Source organism: Enterobacter sp. 5-4, assembly GCF_000612205.1.
In the GTDB taxonomy this organism is placed as follows: domain Bacteria; phylum Pseudomonadota; class Gammaproteobacteria; order Enterobacterales; family Enterobacteriaceae; genus Enterobacter; species Enterobacter roggenkampii.
In genome coordinates this window covers 1-19467 of sequence record NZ_JFHW01000026.1, presented here as the reverse complement: position 1 = coordinate 19467, position 19467 = coordinate 1, and the positions used below count along the sequence as shown (strand labels likewise).

General features: G+C 55.3%; 13 protein-coding genes. 2 read left to right on the top strand and 11 right to left on the bottom strand.

Translation table 11 applies throughout. The features are described 5' to 3' along the window. Positions 1 to 13: 13 nt before the first annotated feature. The 3 genes from cydA to mngA all read right to left on the bottom strand — a co-directional run bounded on the left by cydA (position 14) and on the right by mngA (position 6833). The gene (gene cydA / locus AA74_RS0116820; protein WP_008501098.1) at positions 14 to 1582 is read right to left on the bottom strand and encodes a cytochrome ubiquinol oxidase subunit I; all 1569 of its coding nucleotides are present in this window, start codon (positions 1580 to 1582) and stop codon (positions 14 to 16) included. A 680-nt stretch (positions 1583 to 2262) separates the two neighbouring features. Beyond that, positions 2263 to 4893: a mannosylglycerate hydrolase gene (gene mngB, locus AA74_RS0116815; RefSeq protein ID WP_025912848.1), complete on the bottom strand. Its 2631-nt coding sequence runs from the start codon at positions 4891 to 4893 to the stop codon at positions 2263 to 2265. 23 nt (positions 4894 to 4916) lie between these two features. Continuing rightward, on the bottom strand, positions 4917 to 6833 hold the full coding sequence (gene mngA, locus AA74_RS0116810) for a PTS 2-O-a-mannosyl-D-glycerate transporter subunit IIABC (RefSeq protein WP_025912847.1): 1917 nt from the start codon (positions 6831 to 6833) through the stop codon (positions 4917 to 4919). A gap of 170 nt (positions 6834 to 7003) precedes the next feature. Between mngA and AA74_RS0116805 the strand changes: the two genes are divergently transcribed. Continuing rightward, a complete protein-coding gene (locus AA74_RS0116805; protein ID WP_021241016.1) occupies positions 7004 to 7720 on the top strand; it encodes a GntR family transcriptional regulator in 717 nt (238 codons plus the stop codon). An 83-nt stretch (positions 7721 to 7803) separates the two neighbouring features. Here the strand turns inward: AA74_RS0116805 and sucD are convergent, their stop codons facing one another. The 8 genes from sucD to sdhC form a co-directional block, all read right to left on the bottom strand. Further along, a complete protein-coding gene (gene sucD, locus AA74_RS0116800) occupies positions 7804 to 8673 on the bottom strand; it encodes a succinate--CoA ligase subunit alpha (protein WP_008501094.1) in 870 nt (289 codons plus the stop codon). Next, positions 8673 to 9839 carry an ADP-forming succinate--CoA ligase subunit beta gene (gene sucC, locus AA74_RS0116795; protein ID WP_006809579.1) on the bottom strand — a complete coding sequence of 389 codons (1167 nt, stop codon included), beginning with the start codon at positions 9837 to 9839 and terminating at the stop codon, positions 8673 to 8675. The genes sucD and sucC overlap by 1 nt, the downstream gene beginning before the upstream one ends. A gap of 95 nt (positions 9840 to 9934) precedes the next feature. Continuing rightward, a complete protein-coding gene (gene odhB / locus AA74_RS0116790) occupies positions 9935 to 11155 on the bottom strand; it encodes a 2-oxoglutarate dehydrogenase complex dihydrolipoyllysine-residue succinyltransferase (protein WP_025912846.1) in 1221 nt (406 codons plus the stop codon). Between the two features lie 14 nt (positions 11156 to 11169). Beyond that, positions 11170 to 13977 (bottom strand): 2-oxoglutarate dehydrogenase E1 component, encoded by a 2808-nt coding sequence (sucA, locus tag AA74_RS0116785; protein ID WP_008501092.1) that lies wholly within the window; start codon positions 13975 to 13977, stop codon positions 11170 to 11172. Positions 13978 to 14225: 248 nt separating this feature from the next. After that, a complete protein-coding gene (gene sdhB / locus AA74_RS0116780; protein WP_008501090.1) occupies positions 14226 to 14942 on the bottom strand; it encodes a succinate dehydrogenase iron-sulfur subunit SdhB in 717 nt (238 codons plus the stop codon). 15 nt (positions 14943 to 14957) lie between these two features. Further along, positions 14958 to 16724 (bottom strand): succinate dehydrogenase flavoprotein subunit, encoded by a 1767-nt coding sequence (sdhA, locus tag AA74_RS0116775; protein WP_008501089.1) that lies wholly within the window; start codon positions 16722 to 16724, stop codon positions 14958 to 14960. Then, the gene (sdhD, locus tag AA74_RS0116770; protein WP_008501088.1) at positions 16724 to 17071 is read right to left on the bottom strand and encodes a succinate dehydrogenase membrane anchor subunit; all 348 of its coding nucleotides are present in this window, start codon (positions 17069 to 17071) and stop codon (positions 16724 to 16726) included. The genes sdhA and sdhD overlap by 1 nt, the downstream gene beginning before the upstream one ends. Continuing rightward, entirely contained in the window at positions 17065 to 17469 is a 405-nt protein-coding gene (sdhC, locus tag AA74_RS0116765) for a succinate dehydrogenase cytochrome b556 subunit (protein WP_025912845.1), read from the bottom strand. The genes sdhD and sdhC overlap by 7 nt, the downstream gene beginning before the upstream one ends. A gap of 639 nt (positions 17470 to 18108) precedes the next feature. Between sdhC and AA74_RS0116760 the strand changes: the two genes are divergently transcribed. Next, positions 18109 to 19392 carry a citrate synthase gene (locus tag AA74_RS0116760; protein WP_008501086.1) on the top strand — a complete coding sequence of 428 codons (1284 nt, stop codon included), beginning with the start codon at positions 18109 to 18111 and terminating at the stop codon, positions 19390 to 19392. Positions 19393 to 19467 lie beyond the last annotated feature (75 nt).

Here is a 19467-nt window from a genome sequence, read left to right as displayed (position 1 = left end):
GATGACTCCTGTCTTAGCGTGCCGGCTGAGTAGTCGCAGTGGACTGCTCGTAGTGATAGCGACCGGTTTTCAGGCTGCTTGGGCCAAGGCGCGCGAACTTGAACATCAGGAACAGTTCAGCCACCAGGAACAGGGTGTACAGACCACAAATCAGCAGCATGGAGAAGATCAGGTCGCCTGCGGTCAGGGACGAGTTCGCTACCGCCGTTGGCAGCACCTCACCGATCGCCCATGGCTGACGGCCATATTCCGCCACAAACCAGCCGGACTCAATCGCGATCCACGGCAGTGGAATACCGTACAGCGCGGTGCGCAGCAGCCATTTTTTCTCGCCGATGCGGTTGCGAATCACGGACCAGAAGGACGCCGCAATGATCAGCAGCATGATGATGCCGCAGCCCACCATGATACGGAATGCGAAGTACAGTGGCGCAACGCGTGGAATTGAGTCTTTGGTTGCCATCTGGATCTGCGCTTCCGTCGCATCAGAAACGTTCGGGGTATAACGCTTCAGCAGCAGACCGTAACCCAGATCTTTCTTCACGTCGTTAAACTGATCGCGAACGGCCTGGTCGGTAGAACCGGCACGCAGCTGTTCCAGCAGCGAGTAGGCTTTCATACCGTTACGGATACGCTCTTCGTGCTGCACCATCAGCTCTTTCAGACCCGTCACCTGCTTATCAACAGAACGGGTGGCGATGATACCCAGCGCGTAAGGGATTTGAATAGCGAAGCGGTTTTCCTGCGCGTCCTGATCGGGAATACCGAACAGCGTAAAGGCAGCAGGTGCCGGCTGGGTTTCCCATTCGGCTTCGATAGCGGCCAGTTTGGTTTTCTGCACGTCGCCCATTTCGTAACCGGATTCATCACCCAGAACAATAACGGAGAGAATCGCAGCCATACCGAAGCTTGCAGCGATAGCAAAGGAGCGTTTAGCAAACGCGAAGTCACGACCGCGGAGCATGTAGTAAGAACTGATACCCAGTACAAACATCGCGCCGCACACATAGCCAGAAGCGACGGTGTGAACGAATTTAACCTGAGCAACCGGGTTCAGGACCAGCTCGGCAAAGCTGACCATCTCCATACGCATGGTTTCGAAGTTGAAATCAGACGCGATAGGGTTCTGCATCCAGCCGTTCGCGACCAGGATCCACAGCGCGGACAGGTTCGAACCTAATGCCACCAGCCAGGTCACCGCCATATGCTGGACTTTACCCAGACGGTCCCAACCGAAGAAGAACAGACCTACAAAGGTGGATTCAAGGAAGAATGCCATCAGACCTTCAATGGCCAGCGGCGCACCGAAGATATCCCCTACATAGTGGGAATAGTAAGACCAGTTAGTCCCGAACTGGAACTCCATGGTCAGACCGGTTGCCACGCCCAGTGCGAAGTTGATACCAAACAACTTGCCCCAGAACTTGGTCATATCTTTATAAATCTGTTTGCCGGAGAGAACGTATACCGTTTCCATGATGGCCAGCAGGAACGCCATACCGAGCGTCAGTGGCACAAACAGGAAGTGGTACATCGCGGTCAAGGCAAACTGTAAGCGCGACAGTTCGACTATATCTAACATCATGACTCCTTGCTCATCGCATGAAGACTCCGAGAGTGAACCCCGTCAGAAAGAGATCCACACGCATGCCCCAATACAAATTATTCGCATCCTTGTCGTCGTTATTACCCTGAAGGAGGATAAAAACGATGACGTGAGGTTACAAATACGTTAATAAAAAACTCAAATTGATACCGCAAATATAATACGCTGCAAAACCCTTACAATAAACAGGTTTTTATTGAATCACATTTACGTTTTTCGACGGTGATCAATTTATAGCAAAATTACCACTTTTCGGCCATTTTGATCGGGAACAATTTAGCGCTTTTCAGCACCTTTTTCCAAGGATTAAACTTTGATTTAAATCAAAAACAAACCTTGATGTTAACTATGTTTAATCGTGGTGAGAATGGTAAAAACCATGTTAATGATATGTGCATGTAAAGATGTGATTGGTTATCGAAGACGAAAAAAAATATAAACAGAAGTGATTTTAATTAACGCGAAACAAAAGCCTCATTTCGATGCGCGGCAAACAATAAAGCATAGTCGGGGCGGGTTATTTTTCCACGGCATTTATGCAACCCTTCGTAATTACATTTATTTTACTTTTGTCACCCCATAACTTAACACCGCGGAGTGACTATTTAATGAAAAAGGCCGCAAACAGTGCAGCCTTTTAATGATATCAGCGATTCTCAGGCAAGAAGAAGGCTAAAGGTTCGCGACTGTCCCGGTCTGAACGCCCCGACAATGCCTTCGTCTTCATCGTGGTCCATCAGCCGTTCATTCATGTCCGTTTCGCAGCACCGCTTCACCGCTGGATTGACGGATAGCGTCGCGTCACATGCGCTGGACTGTGAAGGGTTGAACAGACGAAGAATGAGCTCATCACGATCTTCCGCTTTTTTGATCGCACTGAGTACGCATCCCGTTGGCGAAAGCGCTAACAGGCTGTAACTTTCCGGCGTGGTCAACGACGCGCGATTCAGCTTCATTGCATCCCAGGGGATCTTGTTATAACACTGCACCGGCGTTAACCACGATTGAGCCTGCTGCGCGACACCCGCGTTTTCCGGCGTGCCGCTGAAGCTGAAGAGGCTAAAGCGACAGCTTAGCGGACCACGCACCTGAGCGTCCGGGACCGGCATTTTAATACCGGATGGTCTGCCGGGGCGCAGGAGCAGATCTTCTTTGCCGAGTACCCCCACGCCGCGCAGCAAGGTCAGAGCAAATGCCTTTTGTTCATCGCCCACGACTTCAAATTCACGCAGCCCCTCGGTAAATAGCGCAAGCCCGTTTCGTTTTTCCTGCAGGACGGCGTAGTTGAGTAAATTCCAGACGGGAACCGGCGCTTCTTTCCACCCCTCCTCCTGCCAGTTTTGCATCGCCGCGTCCTGCACCGGACGAGAGATCGTGCCAAACTGCGTATCCGCTAACACCTCCCGGGTCGCAAACGGCGTTGGGATGAGCACGCGAACGCGGTGGTCGTCGGCCTGATTATCCAGGCGCACCGCCACGTCAATGCGTCTGCTGTTGCGGCTTAGCGTAATTTCAAATTCAGCGCCGAGGTAGCCGTTTCGCTGGCGCGCCGCGCGTTCCGCCAGGTTCGCCGGAACGGCGATTCGATGGCGGATAACTGCCCTGCTCTGCCAGCCTTCATGCGTAACCTCAAATTCATGCTCGCCCTGCGCGGAAGTGAGTCTCCACTCTTCCCGCGAAGGCGAGTAGTCGTACTCATCGCCATCATCCGAGCTCTCTTCGATTTCCAGCACGCGGTCATAAATAAGCCCGGTTTCTTTGTCGCGCAGGCGCAGCGAACCGTCGTCATTTACGTCAATCTGCCAGAAGGCGTTTTCAAGTAAGGAGGCGGTATTTTCCCCCGGAGAGAGCACCTTCCCGGCCACGTTTGGTTCGATAAACAGCGTACGGTAGCCCATCGACGGCAATATCTGGCTGAGCTGAATATCAAACTCCATAAACGGTTCGTAATTGCCGTAGTGAACAATCTGTCGGTCAATGAGGCCCGGGTCGAGCTCTCGCGCGCTGCGGATGAAATACGGGATCTCGTTGCCTTTGTCATCCCGCAGACGGAACTGACTGGCGCGCAGTCGAATCGTGGTGTTCATCACCTCCTCACGCGGCCAGGGCATCAGGTTGAACATCACCAGCTTATCGGCATCGCTTTGCGGCATGTTGTCGACAATCTTGCGCATATAGAAACGCGCCAGGTTGTCTGCCATGTCCTCAGCCAGCTCGAAGCGGGAGACAATCTCGCGATGCACCTTGTCGCTGCAGCAGCAGCCGATGCTGTCGTGAGCGTGGTTTTTGAGGATCTCTTTCCACATCTTCTCCAGCAGGCCGTGGTGGTAGTTGAAGCCCAGCGTCCAGGCAAGCGTCGCCAGCGGCTCGAGGATGTTGACAATTTTGTTCTCAATACGCGCATGGGCGATTTTGATATCCATGCGCGTGGAGCCGATGGTCCGGTGCACGCGCATGTATTTCCCGTCGATAAACTCGCCTTTTAAGGTCGCCAGGTCATCGCGGTGCGCGTCGATGCGATCAAAGACCTCCTCAAACCGGCTCATCACAAATTGACGCTGCGGATAGATTTCACGCAGCTTCTCCATCACCGCGAAAATGTTCTGCTGCAGCGGCATCTGGTCGTGGCCGTTGGGCAGCAAAATCGCTTTAGTAACGGACGCCTTTTCCAGAACCTCGAAATAGCTGTCGAGCCGTTTTCGCAGCCCCGCTTCGTCCTCCGGTAAGTACTTACCAATCGCGTAGCCCAGCGGCAGCACCTGTGCCGTCACTTCACTGCCGTCCTGGCTCTGCCAGAGAAATTCGGTTTTATCGGTCCCGTGGCGTTCAGAACAACCGCGCCAGAACATCGTGCGGGTCATGCCAAACCCGTTATAGATATGCGGAAGCTGGCCGGACATGCCAAACGAATCCGGCAGATAGCCGATCTTCATCGGCTCGCCGAAGGCCATACAATCCCGGATGCCGTACATCAGGTTGCGGACAATCGACTCGCCGCTCACGATCGTGGTATCGGTCTGGGTATACCAGGGGCCGATAATCAGCTTTCCACGCTCGACAAGCGCCTTCACGCGAGAGCGGTTTTCGGGCACAACGGCAAAATAATCCTCCAGAACAGCCGTCTGTCCATCGAGAACATAGTATTTGTACTCATCATCCTGCTCCAGCCGGGTCAGGATCTCTTCCATATTATTGACCAGAAGAATACGCGACTCTTCGGTAGTGAAGTACCACTCACGGTCCCAGTGCATATGCGGCGTGATATGAACGCGAGATACAGCTTTCATCTTCGTTTCCTGTTTGTGCGTTTTTACGATAAGGCGTCTTCAGTGACGTAGTTGCCCTTTTTTACCGCCTGGCGTCGCCAGAGCAGCAGAACCAGGGTGGAGATAGCGGTACCCACCAGCGCCGCGCCAAACCAGCCCGCCGCGGCAACCACACCGCCCAACCCGGCATCGTGAAGTAAAAAAAGAGAGAAAATCCCGGCCCCCGGCGTAGACAACCCGATCCCCATCGCACCGACAGCCGCGCCTGTCACCATGGATCCGAGTACAAATGAGCCAATGACGCGAAGCGGGTCTTCAATCGCCATCGGAATCGCCCCTTCGGTAATGCCCGCGAGGCCGAGCAGCCAGGTCGATTTACCGGTTTCAATTTCAAACGACTTAAACAGCTTCGGTGCCAGCATCGTTGACGCCGTGACGGTGAAGGCTGAGACCATTTTGACGGAAGCAAAGATCGCATAGGGACCGTATACCCCGTTCGCCATCGCCCCCAGGCAAAACGCGTAAGAGGCTTTGTTGACCGGGCCGCCCAAATCGAATGAGCACATAAACCCGAGGATTGCCCCCAGAAGCAGCGCATTCGCGCCGGAGAGACCGTTAAGCCAGACGGTGAGCGTGTTATTAAGCCAGGCCACCGGTTCGCCAATCACAAACAGCATCAGGCTGCCCGCGCCCAGCACGCCAATCACCGGATAGAGATAAAAAGTCAGAAAGCCGTTGTAGCGGCTACTGAGCCGGATATGGTTTTTCACCCAGCGCATCAGATAGCCCGCGATCAGCCCACCGACGATAGCGCCGAGAAAACCGGAGCCGATCATGTTGGCAGCCAGACCGGCCGCAAAGCCCGGCGTCAGCGCGGGTTTATCCGCCAGCGAGTAGGCGGTGTAGGCCGAGAGAACAGGCACCATCAAAATGCCAAGCATGCCGCCGCCAAGCTTGCGGTACATCCACAGCCACGAGTTTTCCTGGTCAAACAGGTGCTGCAGGCCAAGGATCTGCGCCAGCAGTACCGATACGGCCAGCACCGTACCGCCGGCAACGATCAGCGGCACCGCAAAAGAGATGCCGCTGAGAAGCGCCTGCTTGAGTTCAGTTTTAACGCGCTTTTTCGTTTCGGTATCGACCTGCGCATGGCGCGCATCGGTAGAAGGCTTTAGCGCCAGCGCGCGCTCAATCAACGCTTCAGCATGACGCAGGGGTTCCGCAACGGGAACGGAAATGGCGGGGATCCCCTGAAAGCGCTCGCTCTCTTTGATCGCCACTTCAGCGGCAAAAATACACGCTTTCGCCTCCAGCAACTGCTGGGCAGTAATTCGCCCTTCGATGCCGTTCGCCCCCTGCTTTTCGACCACCACGTTGACGCCGAGCTTACGTCCCGCTTTCTCCAGGTACTCTGCGGCCATATAGGTATGCGCGATCCCGGCCGGACAGGCGGTGACACAGACGATGGTTGGTGCATTCACCGGCGTATCAGCCTCGTCTTCCTTCGAGACACCGTTCAGCGCATCAAGCAGATCCTCCGCCGTCGCTGCAGCCATAACGCGTTCCCGGAGGACATCATCGGCCAGGCGAGACGTCAGCGCCGTCAGCACCTGGATATGCGTGGATCCCGCTTCAGCTGGCGGGATGGCAAGCAGGACGATCAGCTCTACCTGTTCAGGGCCGTCCACCCCCTCCCACTCCAGCGGTTCGCGCAGCGTAGCAACCGCAAAAGCCGCTTCGTTCACCGCGTTCGATTTACCATGCGGGACAGCCAGCCCTTCACCCAGTGCGGTTGGCCCCTGAGATTCGCGGCGGTAGACCTCCGCCAGAAATGCCTCGCCATCTGTGATTTTGCCCAGCGCCACCAGCCGCATTGTAAGCTGGCGAATGGCCTCATCACGGCTGGCATAGTGTGCCTGCACGCAGACAGCACTGGTGTGGGTCAGAGTCGTCAGGTTCATAAGATCCTCACACATACGTTGTTATTGTCTGGCGGCAATTGTGGCATGTCATACAATACATTTATGTGATCATTTTCACTAACAACGTAAATTTGTATTTAAGTTGTATTATTTACAAATTTTAAGCGGGAGGCATAATTCCATGAAAAGGTATTAGAAAGGCAGATTCGATGGGTAACAAACCGATGTACCGGCAAATAGCCGATGCGCTTCGCGAAAAAATCAGTGCGGGAGAGTTAAAGCCTGGCGATGCGTTACCGACGGAATCCAGCCTTCAGGAGGCATTCAACGTGAGTCGCGTCACGGTGAGACAGGCGCTGAAGCTGCTTACGGAAGAGCAGATCGTCGAGAGCATTCAGGGCAGCGGCACCTACGTAAAAGAAGAGCGCGTCAATTACGACATTTACCAGCTCACCGGGTTTTACGAAAAACTGGCGGACCGGAACGTGGATACCCACAGTGAGGTGAGCATTTTCGAAGTGCTGAAAGCCGATGCAAAACTTGCCGAAAAGCTGAATCTCTCTCATGACGATAAAGTCTGGCACGTCAAACGCGTCCGCTTTATCAAACAAAAACCGGTAAATCTGGAAGAAACGTGGATGCCGCTGGCCCTGTTCCCCGACCTCACCTGGGAAGTGATGGAGAATTCGAAATACCACTACGTTGAGCAGATCAAAAAGCTGGTTATCGATCGCAGCGAGCAGGAGCTGGTGCCGATCATGCCGTCAGAGGAGGCGATCGCCGCGCTGTCGCTCGATCCGGCAAAGCCGATCCTGGAAAAAGTCTCCCGCGGGTTTCTGAAGGACGGGCGGGTATTTGAATACAGCCGCAACGTGTTCAATACCGATGATTACAAGTTCACGCTAGTCGCCAGACGCAGGCAATAAAAAAGGCCGCTTTACAGCGGCCAACCATGTCGAAACGGACATTTTTATACTGCAACGCCCCCCTTTCGGGGAGCAGAGAGGACTTACTTAATGATGGATTTCAGTGCTTCGCCGATATCCGCCAGGCTGCGAACGGTCTTCACGCCTGCGGCTTCCAGCGCTGCGAATTTCTCATCAGCCGTACCTTTACCACCGGCGATGATCGCGCCTGCGTGACCCATACGCTTGCCTTTCGGCGCGGTCACACCCGCGATGTAGCCCACAACTGGCTTGGTCACGTGTTCTTTGATGTAAGCAGCCGCTTCTTCTTCCGCGCTACCACCGATCTCACCGATCATCACGATCGCTTCGGTCTGTGGATCTTCCTGGAACAGCTTCAGGATGTCGATGAAGTTAGAACCCGGGATTGGGTCACCGCCGATGCCCACGCAGGTGGACTGGCCGAAACCGTAGTCGGTGGTCTGCTTAACCGCTTCATAGGTCAGGGTACCGGAACGGGACACGATGCCCACTTTACCCGGCTTGTGAATGTGGCCCGGCATGATGCCGATTTTGCATTCGCCCGGGGTGATCACGCCTGGGCAGTTCGGGCCGATCATACGCACGCCAGCTTCATCCAGCTTCACCTTCACGGTCAGCATATCCAGCGTCGGGATACCTTCGGTGATGGTGATGATCAGTTTGATGCCTGCGTCGATCGCTTCCAGAATGGAGTCTTTGCAGAACGGCGCCGGAACGTAGATCACGGTCGCGGTTGCGCCCGTCGCTTCTACGGCTTCACGCACGGTGTTGAACACCGGCAGGCCCAGGTGGGTGGTGCCGCCTTTACCTGGCGTTACGCCGCCAACCATCTGCGTGCCGTAGGCAATCGCCTGTTCGGAGTGGAAAGTCCCCTGGCTACCGGTGAAGCCCTGGCAGATAACCTTGGTATCTTTATTAATTAAAACTGACATTATTTCCCCTCCACTGCGGCAACAACCTGCTGAGCTGCATCCGTCAGACTTTTCGCTGCAATAATATTCAGGCCGCTGTCAGCCAGTTTTTTCGCGCCGAGTTCAGCGTTGTTACCTTCCAGACGCACAACCACCGGAACGTTAACACCCACTTCTTCTACCGCACCGATGATACCGTCGGCGATCAGGTCGCAACGGACGATGCCGCCGAAGATGTTAACCAGAACGGCCTTCACGTTGTCGTCGGAGAGAATGATTTTGAACGCTTCGGTTACGCGCTCTTTGGTTGCGCCACCGCCCACGTCGAGGAAGTTCGCTGGCTCGCCGCCGTGCAGCTTAACGATGTCCATGGTGCCCATCGCCAGGCCCGCACCGTTAACCATGCAGCCGATGTTACCGTCCAGCGCCACGTAGTTCAGCTCCCACTGTGCCGCCTGCGCTTCACGCGGGTCTTCCTGAGACTGGTCGCGCATTTCGCGCAGATCCGGCTGGCGGAACAGCGCGTTGCCGTCAGCGCCCAGCTTGCCGTCGAGGCAGATCAGATCGCCCTGGGTCGTGATCACCAGCGGGTTGATCTCGATCAGCGCCAGATCGCGCTCCAGGAAAATGGTCGCCAGACCCATGAAGATCTTGGTGAACTGCTGAACCAGCTTGCCTTCCAGACCCAGTTTGAACGCCAGCTCGCGACCCTGGTAAGGCATTGGGCCTGCCAGCGGATCGATAGCCACTTTGTGGATCAGGTGCGGGGTCTCTTCCGCCACTTTTTCGATTTCCACGCCGCCTTCGGTAGATGCCATGAACACCACGCGACGGGAGCTACGGTCAACCACCGCGCCCAGGTACAGCTCTTTCGCGATGTCGGTTGCAGCTTCAACCAGGATCTGGTTAACCGGCTGGCCGTTCGCATCTGTCTGGTACGTTACCAGACGCTTGCCGAGCCAATGTTCAGCAAACGCACGAATCTCTTCTTTGCTCTTAACAACCTTCACACCGCCCGCTTTACCACGGCCACCAGCGTGAACCTGACACTTAACTACCCACGGGCCGGAACCGATTTTAGATGCGGCTTCTTCTGCTTCACGCGGGGTAGTACAGGCATAACCCACCGGAGCCGGTAAGCCATACCGGGCAAACAGCTGTTTGGCCTGATATTCATGTAAGTTCATGTGTTCTATCCATCCTTCAGGGTAATCGTTATCTTCAAACCTGTAGACCGGCGCAGCGTGTGCCGGCCTACGGGGCAGGTGATGCTAAATCGTGACTAGACGTCCAGCAGCAGACGCGTTGGATCTTCGAGCAGCTCTTTAATGGCTACCAGGAAGCCCACGGACTCGCGGCCGTCGATCAGGCGGTGGTCGTAAGAGAGCGCCAGGTACATCATCGGCAGGATCTCAACTTTACCGTCTACCGCCATAGGACGATCTTTGATGGCATGCATACCCAGGATCGCGCTCTGCGGCGGGTTAATGATCGGGGTAGACATCAGCGATCCGAAGACGCCGCCGTTGGTAATGGTGAAGTTACCGCCGGTCAGGTCGTCTACGGTCAGCTTGCCGTCGCGGCCTTTCACCGCCAGCTCTTTAATGTTTTTCTCGATGTCGGCCATACCCAGGGTATCCACATCACGCAGAACCGGGGTCACCAGGCCACGTGGGGTAGAAACCGCCATGCTGACGTCGAAGTAGTTGTGGTAAACCACGTCATCGCCATCAATGGACGCGTTCACTTCCGGGTAGCGTTTCAGCGCTTCAACCACCGCCTTCACGTAGAAGGACATAAAGCCCAGACGGATACCGTGACGTTTTTCGAACGCGTCACCGTACTGCTTGCGCAGGTCCATGATTGGCTTCATGTTCACTTCGTTGAAGGTAGTCAGCATCGCGGTAGAGTTTTTCGCTTCCAGCAGACGCTCGGCCACGCGCTTGCGCAGGCGGGTCATTGGCACGCGTTTTTCGCTGCGGGCACCCAGAGCAGGCTGTGCTGCCGGTGCTGCCGCAGGGGCTTTCGCTTCGGCCTGAGCAGGCGCTTTCGCCAGATGCTTGTCGATGTCTTCGCGGGTCAGACGACCGCCCACACCGGTACCTTTGATGGCTGCCGGGTCAAGGCTGTGTTCCGCCAGCAGGCGACGGATCGCCGGGCTGAGCGCGTCGTTGGTCTGTTCTTCCAGAGAAGCCTGCTGGCGCTGAGCCGGCGTAGAGGCTTTCTCTTCAGACTTCGCGCTGGACTCTTTGCCCGCGCTGTTGCCTTCACGCAGGCGACCCAGGATCTGACGAGAGGTGACGGTGGTGCCTTCGTCTTCCAGCACCGCGTCCAGAACGCCATCCGCCGAAGCCGGTACTTCCAGTACCACTTTGTCAGTTTCGATTTCTACCAGCACTTCATCGCGCTTAACGGCATCGCCTGGTTTTTTGTGCCAGGTAGCGACGGTCGCATCTGCTACAGATTCAGGCAGGTCGGGAACAAGAATATCTACGCTACTCATTATGTATCCTTTAATTAATCGACGTTCAGCGCGTCATTGACCAGATCTTGTTGCTGCTTCTGGTGAACGGACATATACCCTACCGCCGGAGAGGCGGAGGCCGGGCGACCTGCATAGCGCAGGGCTGACCCAAATGGAATCACTTCACGGAAATGATGCTGGCTGCAGTACCATGCGCCCTGGTTGAGCGGCTCTTCCTGGCACCAGACAAAATCATGAACGTGAGCGTACGGTTTCAGCGCTTCCTGCACCGCCTGGTGCGGGAACGGATAAAGCTGTTCGATACGCACGATGGCGACATCTTTCTGATCGTTCTTACGGCGCTGTTCCAGCAGGTCGTAATAAACCTTACCAGAACACATCACCACACGCTTCACGGCCTGTGGATCCAGCTCGTCAATTTCACCGATGGCTGGCAGGAAGGTACCGTTCGCCAGCTCTTCCAGGCTGGACACCGCCAGCGGGTGACGCAGCAGGGATTTCGGCGACATGACCACCAGCGGACGACGCATACCGCGCAGCGCCTGACGACGCAGCATGTGGTAAACCTGCGCCGGGGTCGACGGCACGCAAACCTGCATGTTCTGCTCGGCGCAGAGCTGCAGATAACGTTCCAGACGCGCGGAGGAGTGCTCCGGACCCTGGCCTTCATAGCCGTGCGGCAGCAGCATCACCAGGCCACACATACGGCCCCATTTCTGTTCGCCGGAGGAGATGAACTGGTCGATAACCACCTGCGCACCGTTGGCGAAGTCGCCGAACTGCGCTTCCCAGATGGTCAGGGTGCGCGGTTCTGCCGTGGCGTAACCGTATTCGAAAGCCAGTACCGCTTCTTCAGACAGCACGGAGTCCCAGACCTTGAACTGGCCCTGACCGTTGTGCACGTGCTGCAGCGGGGTGTAGGTTGAACCGTTAGACTGGTTGTGAACCACCGCGTGACGGTGGAAGAAGGTGCCACGGCCCGCATCTTCACCGGACAGACGAACAGGAATGCCTTCGTCAACCAGCGTCGCGTAAGCCAGCGTTTCCGCGCCGCCCCAGTCGAACAGCTTCTCGCCTGCCGCCATGGCCTGACGGTCAGCATAAATTTTCGCCACGCGAGACTGCATCTCGATAGCGTCCGGCACGGTGCTGATGCGTTTAGCCAGCTCCTGCAGGCGCTTCATCTCCACCTTGTTCGGATAGCTCTCATCCCACTCGTGGTTGAGGTACGGCGACCAGGTAAAGGAGTGCATGTTCATCGGGCGCAGCTCTTTCACTACGCATTCACCCGCGTCCAGCGCGTCGCGGTAGAGGTTGACCATTTCGGTCGCATCTTCCAGCGTCGCCACTTTGTCGCTTTCCAGCTTGTCAGCATAGATTTTGCGCGGCGTCGGGTGTTTTTTGATTTTCTGATACATCAGCGGCTGGGTTGCACTTGGCTCATCCGCTTCGTTGTGGCCGTGACGGCGGTAGCAGAAGAGGTCAATGAACACATCGCGTTTGAAGGTGTTACGGAAGTCCAGCGCCAGACGGGTAACGAAAGCCACGGCTTCCGGGTCATCCGCGTTAACGTGGAAGATCGGCGCCTGAACCATCTTACCGATGTCGGTGCAGTACGGGGTAGAACGTGCGTCAAGCGGGTTAGAGGTGGTGAAGCCCACCTGGTTGTTGATCACGATGCGAACGGTACCGCCCACTTCATAACCACGCGCTTTGGACATGTTCAGGGTTTCCTGCACCACGCCCTGCCCTGTCACCGCCGCATCACCGTGGATGGTGATTGGCAGAACTTTGTTGCTGCTCGGCTCGTCCAGACGATCCAGACGCGCGCGCACGGAACCGATAACCACCGGGCTGACGATCTCGAGGTGTGACGGGTTAAACGCCAGCGCCAGGTGAACCAGACCGCCTTCGGTTTCGATATCTGACGAGAAGCCCATGTGGTACTTCACGTCGCCGGTGCCGAGGTGTTCTTTATGTTTGCCTGCGAATTCGTCGAACAGGTCCTGCGGTTTTTTACCCAGCACGTTGACCAGTACGTTCAGACGACCACGGTGTGCCATGCCCAGCACCACTTCACGGGTGCCGCTCTTGCCTGCGTGACGAATCAGCTCTTTCAGCATCGGCACCAGGGCGTCACCGCCTTCCAGCGAGAAGCGTTTTGCGCCCGGGAACTTCGCGCCCAGATAGCGCTCAAGGCCTTCCGCTGCGGTCAGTTCGCTGAGGAAGCGTTTTTTCTCATCAGCCGAGAAGGTCGCGTGGCCCGCTACGGATTCGATGCGCTGCTGGATCCAGCGCTTCTCTTCGGTAGAGGTAATGTGCATGTATTCCGCGCCGATGGAGCCGCAGTAGGTTTGCTTGAGCGCATCAATCAGATCGCCCAGCTTCATCGTGTCTTTGCCGATGGCAAAGGAACCTACGTTAAAGCTTTCCTGGAAATCGGCCTCGGTCAGATCGTGATACGCCGGATCGAGATCGGCCACACGGTCTTGTTTCCACAGTCCCAGCGGATCGAGATTCGCATGCTGGTGACCACGGAAGCGATAAGCGTTGATAAGCTGCAGGACTTTAACCTGCTTCGCATTGGTGTCAGGGTCGGAAATCGCAGAAGAGTAACGTGAGGCATCCTTCGCCAGACGACGGAAATAATCACGTGTTTTGGAATGGAATTGATCCGGTTTGACCCCTGTACCAGGCAACTGCTGGAACATGGAACGCCAGTTTGCGTCCACTGAGTCAGGATCGGTTAAGAAGTCTTCATAGAGCTGTTCTATCCAGCTCTGGTTGGCACCAGAGAGGTAAGAAGAGTCCAGCCAGGCTTTCATTGCGCCGTTCTGCATCGTGATCCCTTAAGCATTTTTATGCTTACTTTCGCCGTAGAAACTACCACGCACACCACGTGTACGTGCCGGGGTTCACCTGCGAGCTCTTTTCATTTGGCCCGCGAAGGAACCTTTAGAAACTGTCTGGACTTCAGGGTAGTACAGGGCAGTTTTTAAAGGTTTCTGCATTTTGCCCGGTGGCGCTACGCTTGCCGGGCCTACAGTTTCGTAGGCCGGATAAGCGCAGCGCCATCCGGCAACGTTACTTACGCACTGCGCTGCAGCAGCATCGACTTAATATGGCCGATGGCGCGCGTCGGGTTCAGCCCCTTCGGACACACACTGACGCAGTTCATAATGCTATGGCAGCGGAATACGCTGAAAGCGTCACTCAGTCCTTCCAGACGGCTGTCGGTTTCGGTGTCGCGGCTATCGATCAGGAAGCGATAGGCAGCCAGCAGACCGGCCGGGCCGATAAACTTGTCCGGGTTCCACCAGAACGACGGGCAGGACGTAGAACAGCATGCGCAGAGAATACACTCGTACAGACCATCGAGTTTTTCACGCTGCTCAGGAGACTGTAAGTGCTCACGAGCCGGTGGATTTTGCCCATTATTCAATAAGTAAGGCTTAATCTTCTCATATTGTGCATAGAATTGCCCCATGTCTACCACCAAATCACGCACGACCGGCAGGCCTGGCAGAGGACGGATAACAATTTTCTGACCAGGACGCTGCAACGCTGAAATTGGCGTGATGCAGGCCAGGCCATTTTTGCCGTTCATGTTCACACCGTCAGAACCACACACCCCTTCACGGCAGGAGCGACGGAACGACAGGGTTGGATCTTTTTCTTTCAGCTGGATTAAGGCATCCAGCAGCATCATGTCGCGACCTTCTTCCGCTTCCAGGGTGTAGTCCTGCATGCGCGGAGCGTCGTCTACATCCGGGTTATAACGATAAACTGAGAATTCGAGTTTCATTATCCTGTCTCCGCATTAGTAAGTACGAATCTTCGGCGGGAACGCCGGACGCAGTTTCGGTTCCATGTTGACGCTACGACGCGTCATGGTTTCCGACTCTGGCAGATACAGGGAATGGCACAGCCAGTTTTCGTCATCACGTTCCGGGAAGTCGAAGCGGCTATGCGCGCCACGGCTTTCGGTACGGAAGTTTGCCGACATCGCGGTCGCGAACGCGGTTTCCATCAGGTTATCCAGCTCCAGGCACTCAACGCGCTGGGTGTTGAACTCGCTGGAGGTGTCGTCCAGACGGGCATTTTTCAGACGCTCGCGGATCGCTTTCAGCTGCTCAAGACCTTTGGCCATCGCGTCGCCTTCACGGAATACCGAGAAGTTGTGCTGCATGCATTCCTGCAGCGCTTTACGGATTTCCACCGGATCTTCGCCGTTACGGTTGCCGTTCCAGCGGTTGAGGCGCTCAAGAGAGGCATCAATTTCGTCGTCGGTCGCGTCACGCAGCGCGCCCTGCTCGGCAATGGATTCCTGCAGATGCAGACCCACTGCGCGACCAAACACCACCAGGTCCAGCAGCGAGTTGCCGCCCAGACGGTTTGCGCCGTGTACGGATACGCAGGCAATTTCGCCCACCGCGAACAGGCCAGGAATAACCACGTCTTCGCCCTGCTCGTTCACGGTCAGCGCCTGACCGGTCACTTTGGTCGGAATACCGCCCATCATGTAGTGGCAGGTTGGGATAACCGGAATCGGCTCTTTCACCGGATCGACGTGCGCGAAGGTGCGGGACAGTTCCAGGATGCCCGGCAGACGGGATTCCAGCACTTCTTTACCCAGGTGGTCGAGTTTCAGCTTGGCGTGTGGACCCCAAGGGCCGTCACAGCCGCGGCCTTCACGGATTTCGATCATGATGGAACGCGCCACCACGTCACGACCCGCAAGGTCTTTCGCATTCGGGGCATAACGCTCCATGAAGCGCTCGCCGTGTTTGTTCAGCAGGTAGCCACCTTCACCACGGCAGCCTTCCGTCACCAGAACGCCCGCACCGGCGATACCGGTTGGGTGGAACTGCCACATCTCCATATCCTGCACCGGCACGCCCGCGCGGATAGCCATACCGACACCGTCACCGGTGTTGATGTGGGCGTTGGTGGTGGACTGGTAAATACGGCCTGCACCGCCGGTCGCCAGCACGGTAGCGCGGGCTTTGAAGTAAACCACTTCACCGGTTTCGATACACAGCGCGGTACAGCCAACGATGGCGCCATCGGCGTTTTTCACCAGATCCAGCGCATACCATTCGGAGAAGATGGTGGTGTGGTTTTTCAGGTTCTGCTGATACAGGGTGTGCAGCAGCGCGTGACCGGTACGGTCAGCCGCCGCCGCGGTGCGTGCCGCCTGCTCGCCGCCGAAGTTTTTCGACTGGCCGCCAAACGGACGCTGATAGATGGTGCCATTTTCCAGACGGGAGAACGGCAGCCCCATGTGGTCCAGCTCCAGAATCGCTTCCGGGCCGGTTTTACACATATATTCGATGGCATCCTGGTCACCGATGTAATCGGAACCTTTTACCGTGTCATACATGTGCCATTCCCAGTTATCTTCATGGGAGTTACCCAGCGCAACGGTAATACCGCCCTGCGCAGACACAGTATGGGAACGGGTTGGGAAGACTTTAGAGAGCAGCGCACAGCTCTGGCCACTCTGGGAAATTTGCAGTGCGGCACGCATACCTGCGCCACCGGCACCAATCACAACAGCATCAAATTCTCTGACTGGCAGTTTCATTACACACCCCACACCACAACGAATCCATAAATAACGTAAACCACCAGTGCAACCACAATGGCCAGCTGCAGTGGAAGGCGAATCGCCAGCGGTTTAACGTAATCGGTCAACACCTGCCACATGCCAATCCAGGCATGAATAAGGATGGAGAAAAGGGCCAGCAGGGTGAACACTTTGGTGAAGGCGGATCCGAAGAACCCACTCCAGATTTCCCACGTCAGCGTGCCGCTGGTCGCGAAGAAACCGATCATATAGATGATGTAGAGGGTGAGAACGATGGCGGTAGCACGGACCAGAATGAAGTCATGTACGCCGTTGCGTCCTAATGCGGAGGCGTTGCTTACCATACGAGAACTCCTGCGAGAAGTGAAAGCACGACTGTAATCACAAATGAAATGTTAGCGGAGCGCTTCCCGGCTTCGAAAGTCTCTTCCAGGTAGCCAAAGTCCATCAGCATATGGCGAACACCCACCACAACGTGGTACGCCAGCGCGGTCAGAATGCCCCACATGATGAATTCCACGAAGAAGCCGTTCATGATGGCAGAGGCCTGGAGGAATCCTTCAGGAGAAGAGAGGCTGGTGCCCAGTAACCACAGCAGAATACCGACCGCCACAAACGTAATCACACCAGAAACACGGTGCAGAATGGACGCTATTGCTGTTACGGGGAACCGGATCGTTTTCAGATCCAGATTGACAGGTCTTTGTTTTTTCACATTTCTTATCATGAATAACGCCCACATGCTGTTCTTATTGTTTCCTTCCTCCGGACTGCGATGCGGGTCAGACAGCGTTCCTTTTCTATAACTGCGCGTCATGCAAAACAGTGCTTCCAGATGCTTAAACGACACATTACAACGCTGGGTGGCTCGGGATTGCAGGGTGTTCCGGAGACCTGGCGGCAGTATAGGCCGTTCACAAAATCATTACAATTAACCTACATACAGTTTGTCGGGTTTTCTCTGGAACAGTGATCAGGGTCACGATAACAACATCTTTTTAATTTTTAATCATCTGATTTGACAAATGTTAAACAATATTGTTACAAACGTCATCAGAAAAGGCATATAATGCGCAAAAGTTATGAGGTCTCTCTTTCACCTGACAAATAGTTATGTAACAGTGTGATGGTATTGACCGAAGTTATCAGGACAGTTATTAGTGATATACAGGTTTGAATAATTCGGACTGCAAAAACGCTGATTTGCTGTTGTTTCACTGATATTTCATTCGTTTACCTGCAAGGCGCCATAGCTCTGTACCCTGGTTTGTCCTCGTGAGCTGAGCGGTAAGCCAAATAACAATCTGGTAACGGTGATTAACAGCTGAAAGCAAATCCGGTAAAGCGCAGTCTTAAGCATAAGGCGCTAAGGAGACCGTAAATGGCTGATACAAAGGCAACGCTCACCCTAAATGGTGACACTGCTATTGAACTGGATGTGCTAAAAGGCACGCTCGGTCAGGATGTTATTGATATCCGTACGCTGGGTTCCAAAGGGGTATTCACCTTTGACCCTGGATTTACCTCTACCGCATCTTGCGAATCCAAAATCACCTTTATCGACGGTGACGAAGGTATCCTGCTCCATCGCGGCTTCCCTATCGATCAGTTAGCCACCGAATCCAACTATCTGGAAGTGTGCTACATCCTGCTGAACGGCGAAAAACCGACGCAGGCCCAGTTCGATGAATTTAAAACCACCGTGACCCGTCACACCATGATCCATGAGCAGATTACCCGTCTGTTCCATGCGTTCCGTCGTGACTCTCACCCAATGGCGGTGATGTGCGGGATTACCGGTGCGCTGGCAGCGTTCTACCACGACTCCCTTGACGTGAATAACCCGCGTCACCGTGAAATCGCTGCTTACCGTCTGCTGTCCAAAATGCCGACCATGGCGGCGATGTGTTACAAATACTCCATCGGCCAGCCGTTTGTGTATCCGCGTAACGACCTCTCCTACGCGGGCAACTTCCTGCGCATGATGTTCTCCACGCCGTGCGAAGAGTACGAAGTGAACCCGGTTCTGGAACGCGCGATGGACCGTATTCTGATCCTCCATGCTGACCACGAACAGAACGCCTCGACCTCAACCGTTCGTACCGCAGGCTCTTCAGGCGCGAACCCGTTCGCCTGTATCGCTGCGGGCATCGCCTCCCTGTGGGGACCGGCGCACGGCGGCGCCAACGAAGCGGCGCTGAAGATGCTGGAAGAGATCAGCACCGTTGAGCACATTCCTGAGTTCGTGCGTCGCGCGAAAGACAAGAATGACTCCTTCCGCCTGATGGGCTTCGGTCACCGTGTTTACAAAAACTATGACCCGCGCGCCACCGTGATGCGTGAAACCTGCCACGAAGTGCTGAAAGAGCTGGGTACCAAAGATGACCTGCTGGAAGTGGCGATGGAGCTGGAACACATCGCGCTGAACGACCCGTACTTCATCGAGAAGAAACTCTACCCGAACGTCGATTTCTACTCTGGCATTATTCTGAAAGCGATGGGCATTCCGTCTTCCATGTTCACCGTGATCTTCGCCATGGCCCGTACCGTAGGCTGGATTGCGCACTGGAACGAAATGCACAGCGAAGGCATGAAGATCGCCCGTCCTCGTCAGCTGTATACCGGCTACGAGCAGCGTGATTTTAAGTCTGACCTGAAGCGCTAAAAGTTAAGCCCGGTGGCGCTGCTGTATGACCGGATACATAGGTGACAGATCAGACCGGGAACATAGGTAACACTT

Coding starts and splice junctions, on each gene's coding strand:
- cydA (WP_008501098.1), bottom strand. CDS start 1,582: ATGTTAGATATAGTCGAACTGTCGCGCTTACAGTTTGCCTTGACCGCG.
- mngB (WP_025912848.1), bottom strand. CDS start 4,893: ATGAAAGCTGTATCTCGCGTTCATATCACGCCGCATATGCACTGGGAC.
- mngA (WP_025912847.1), bottom strand. CDS start 6,833: ATGAACCTGACGACTCTGACCCACACCAGTGCTGTCTGCGTGCAGGCA.
- AA74_RS0116805 (WP_021241016.1), top strand. CDS start 7,004: ATGGGTAACAAACCGATGTACCGGCAAATAGCCGATGCGCTTCGCGAA.
- sucD (WP_008501094.1), bottom strand. CDS start 8,673: ATGTCAGTTTTAATTAATAAAGATACCAAGGTTATCTGCCAGGGCTTC.
- sucC (WP_006809579.1), bottom strand. CDS start 9,839: ATGAACTTACATGAATATCAGGCCAAACAGCTGTTTGCCCGGTATGGC.
- odhB (WP_025912846.1), bottom strand. CDS start 11,155: ATGAGTAGCGTAGATATTCTTGTTCCCGACCTGCCTGAATCTGTAGCA.
- sucA (WP_008501092.1), bottom strand. CDS start 13,977: ATGCAGAACGGCGCAATGAAAGCCTGGCTGGACTCTTCTTACCTCTCT.
- sdhB (WP_008501090.1), bottom strand. CDS start 14,942: ATGAAACTCGAATTCTCAGTTTATCGTTATAACCCGGATGTAGACGAC.
- sdhA (WP_008501089.1), bottom strand. CDS start 16,724: ATGAAACTGCCAGTCAGAGAATTTGATGCTGTTGTGATTGGTGCCGGT.
- sdhD (WP_008501088.1), bottom strand. CDS start 17,071: ATGGTAAGCAACGCCTCCGCATTAGGACGCAACGGCGTACATGACTTC.
- sdhC (WP_025912845.1), bottom strand. CDS start 17,469: ATGTGGGCGTTATTCATGATAAGAAATGTGAAAAAACAAAGACCTGTC.
- AA74_RS0116760 (WP_008501086.1), top strand. CDS start 18,109: ATGGCTGATACAAAGGCAACGCTCACCCTAAATGGTGACACTGCTATT.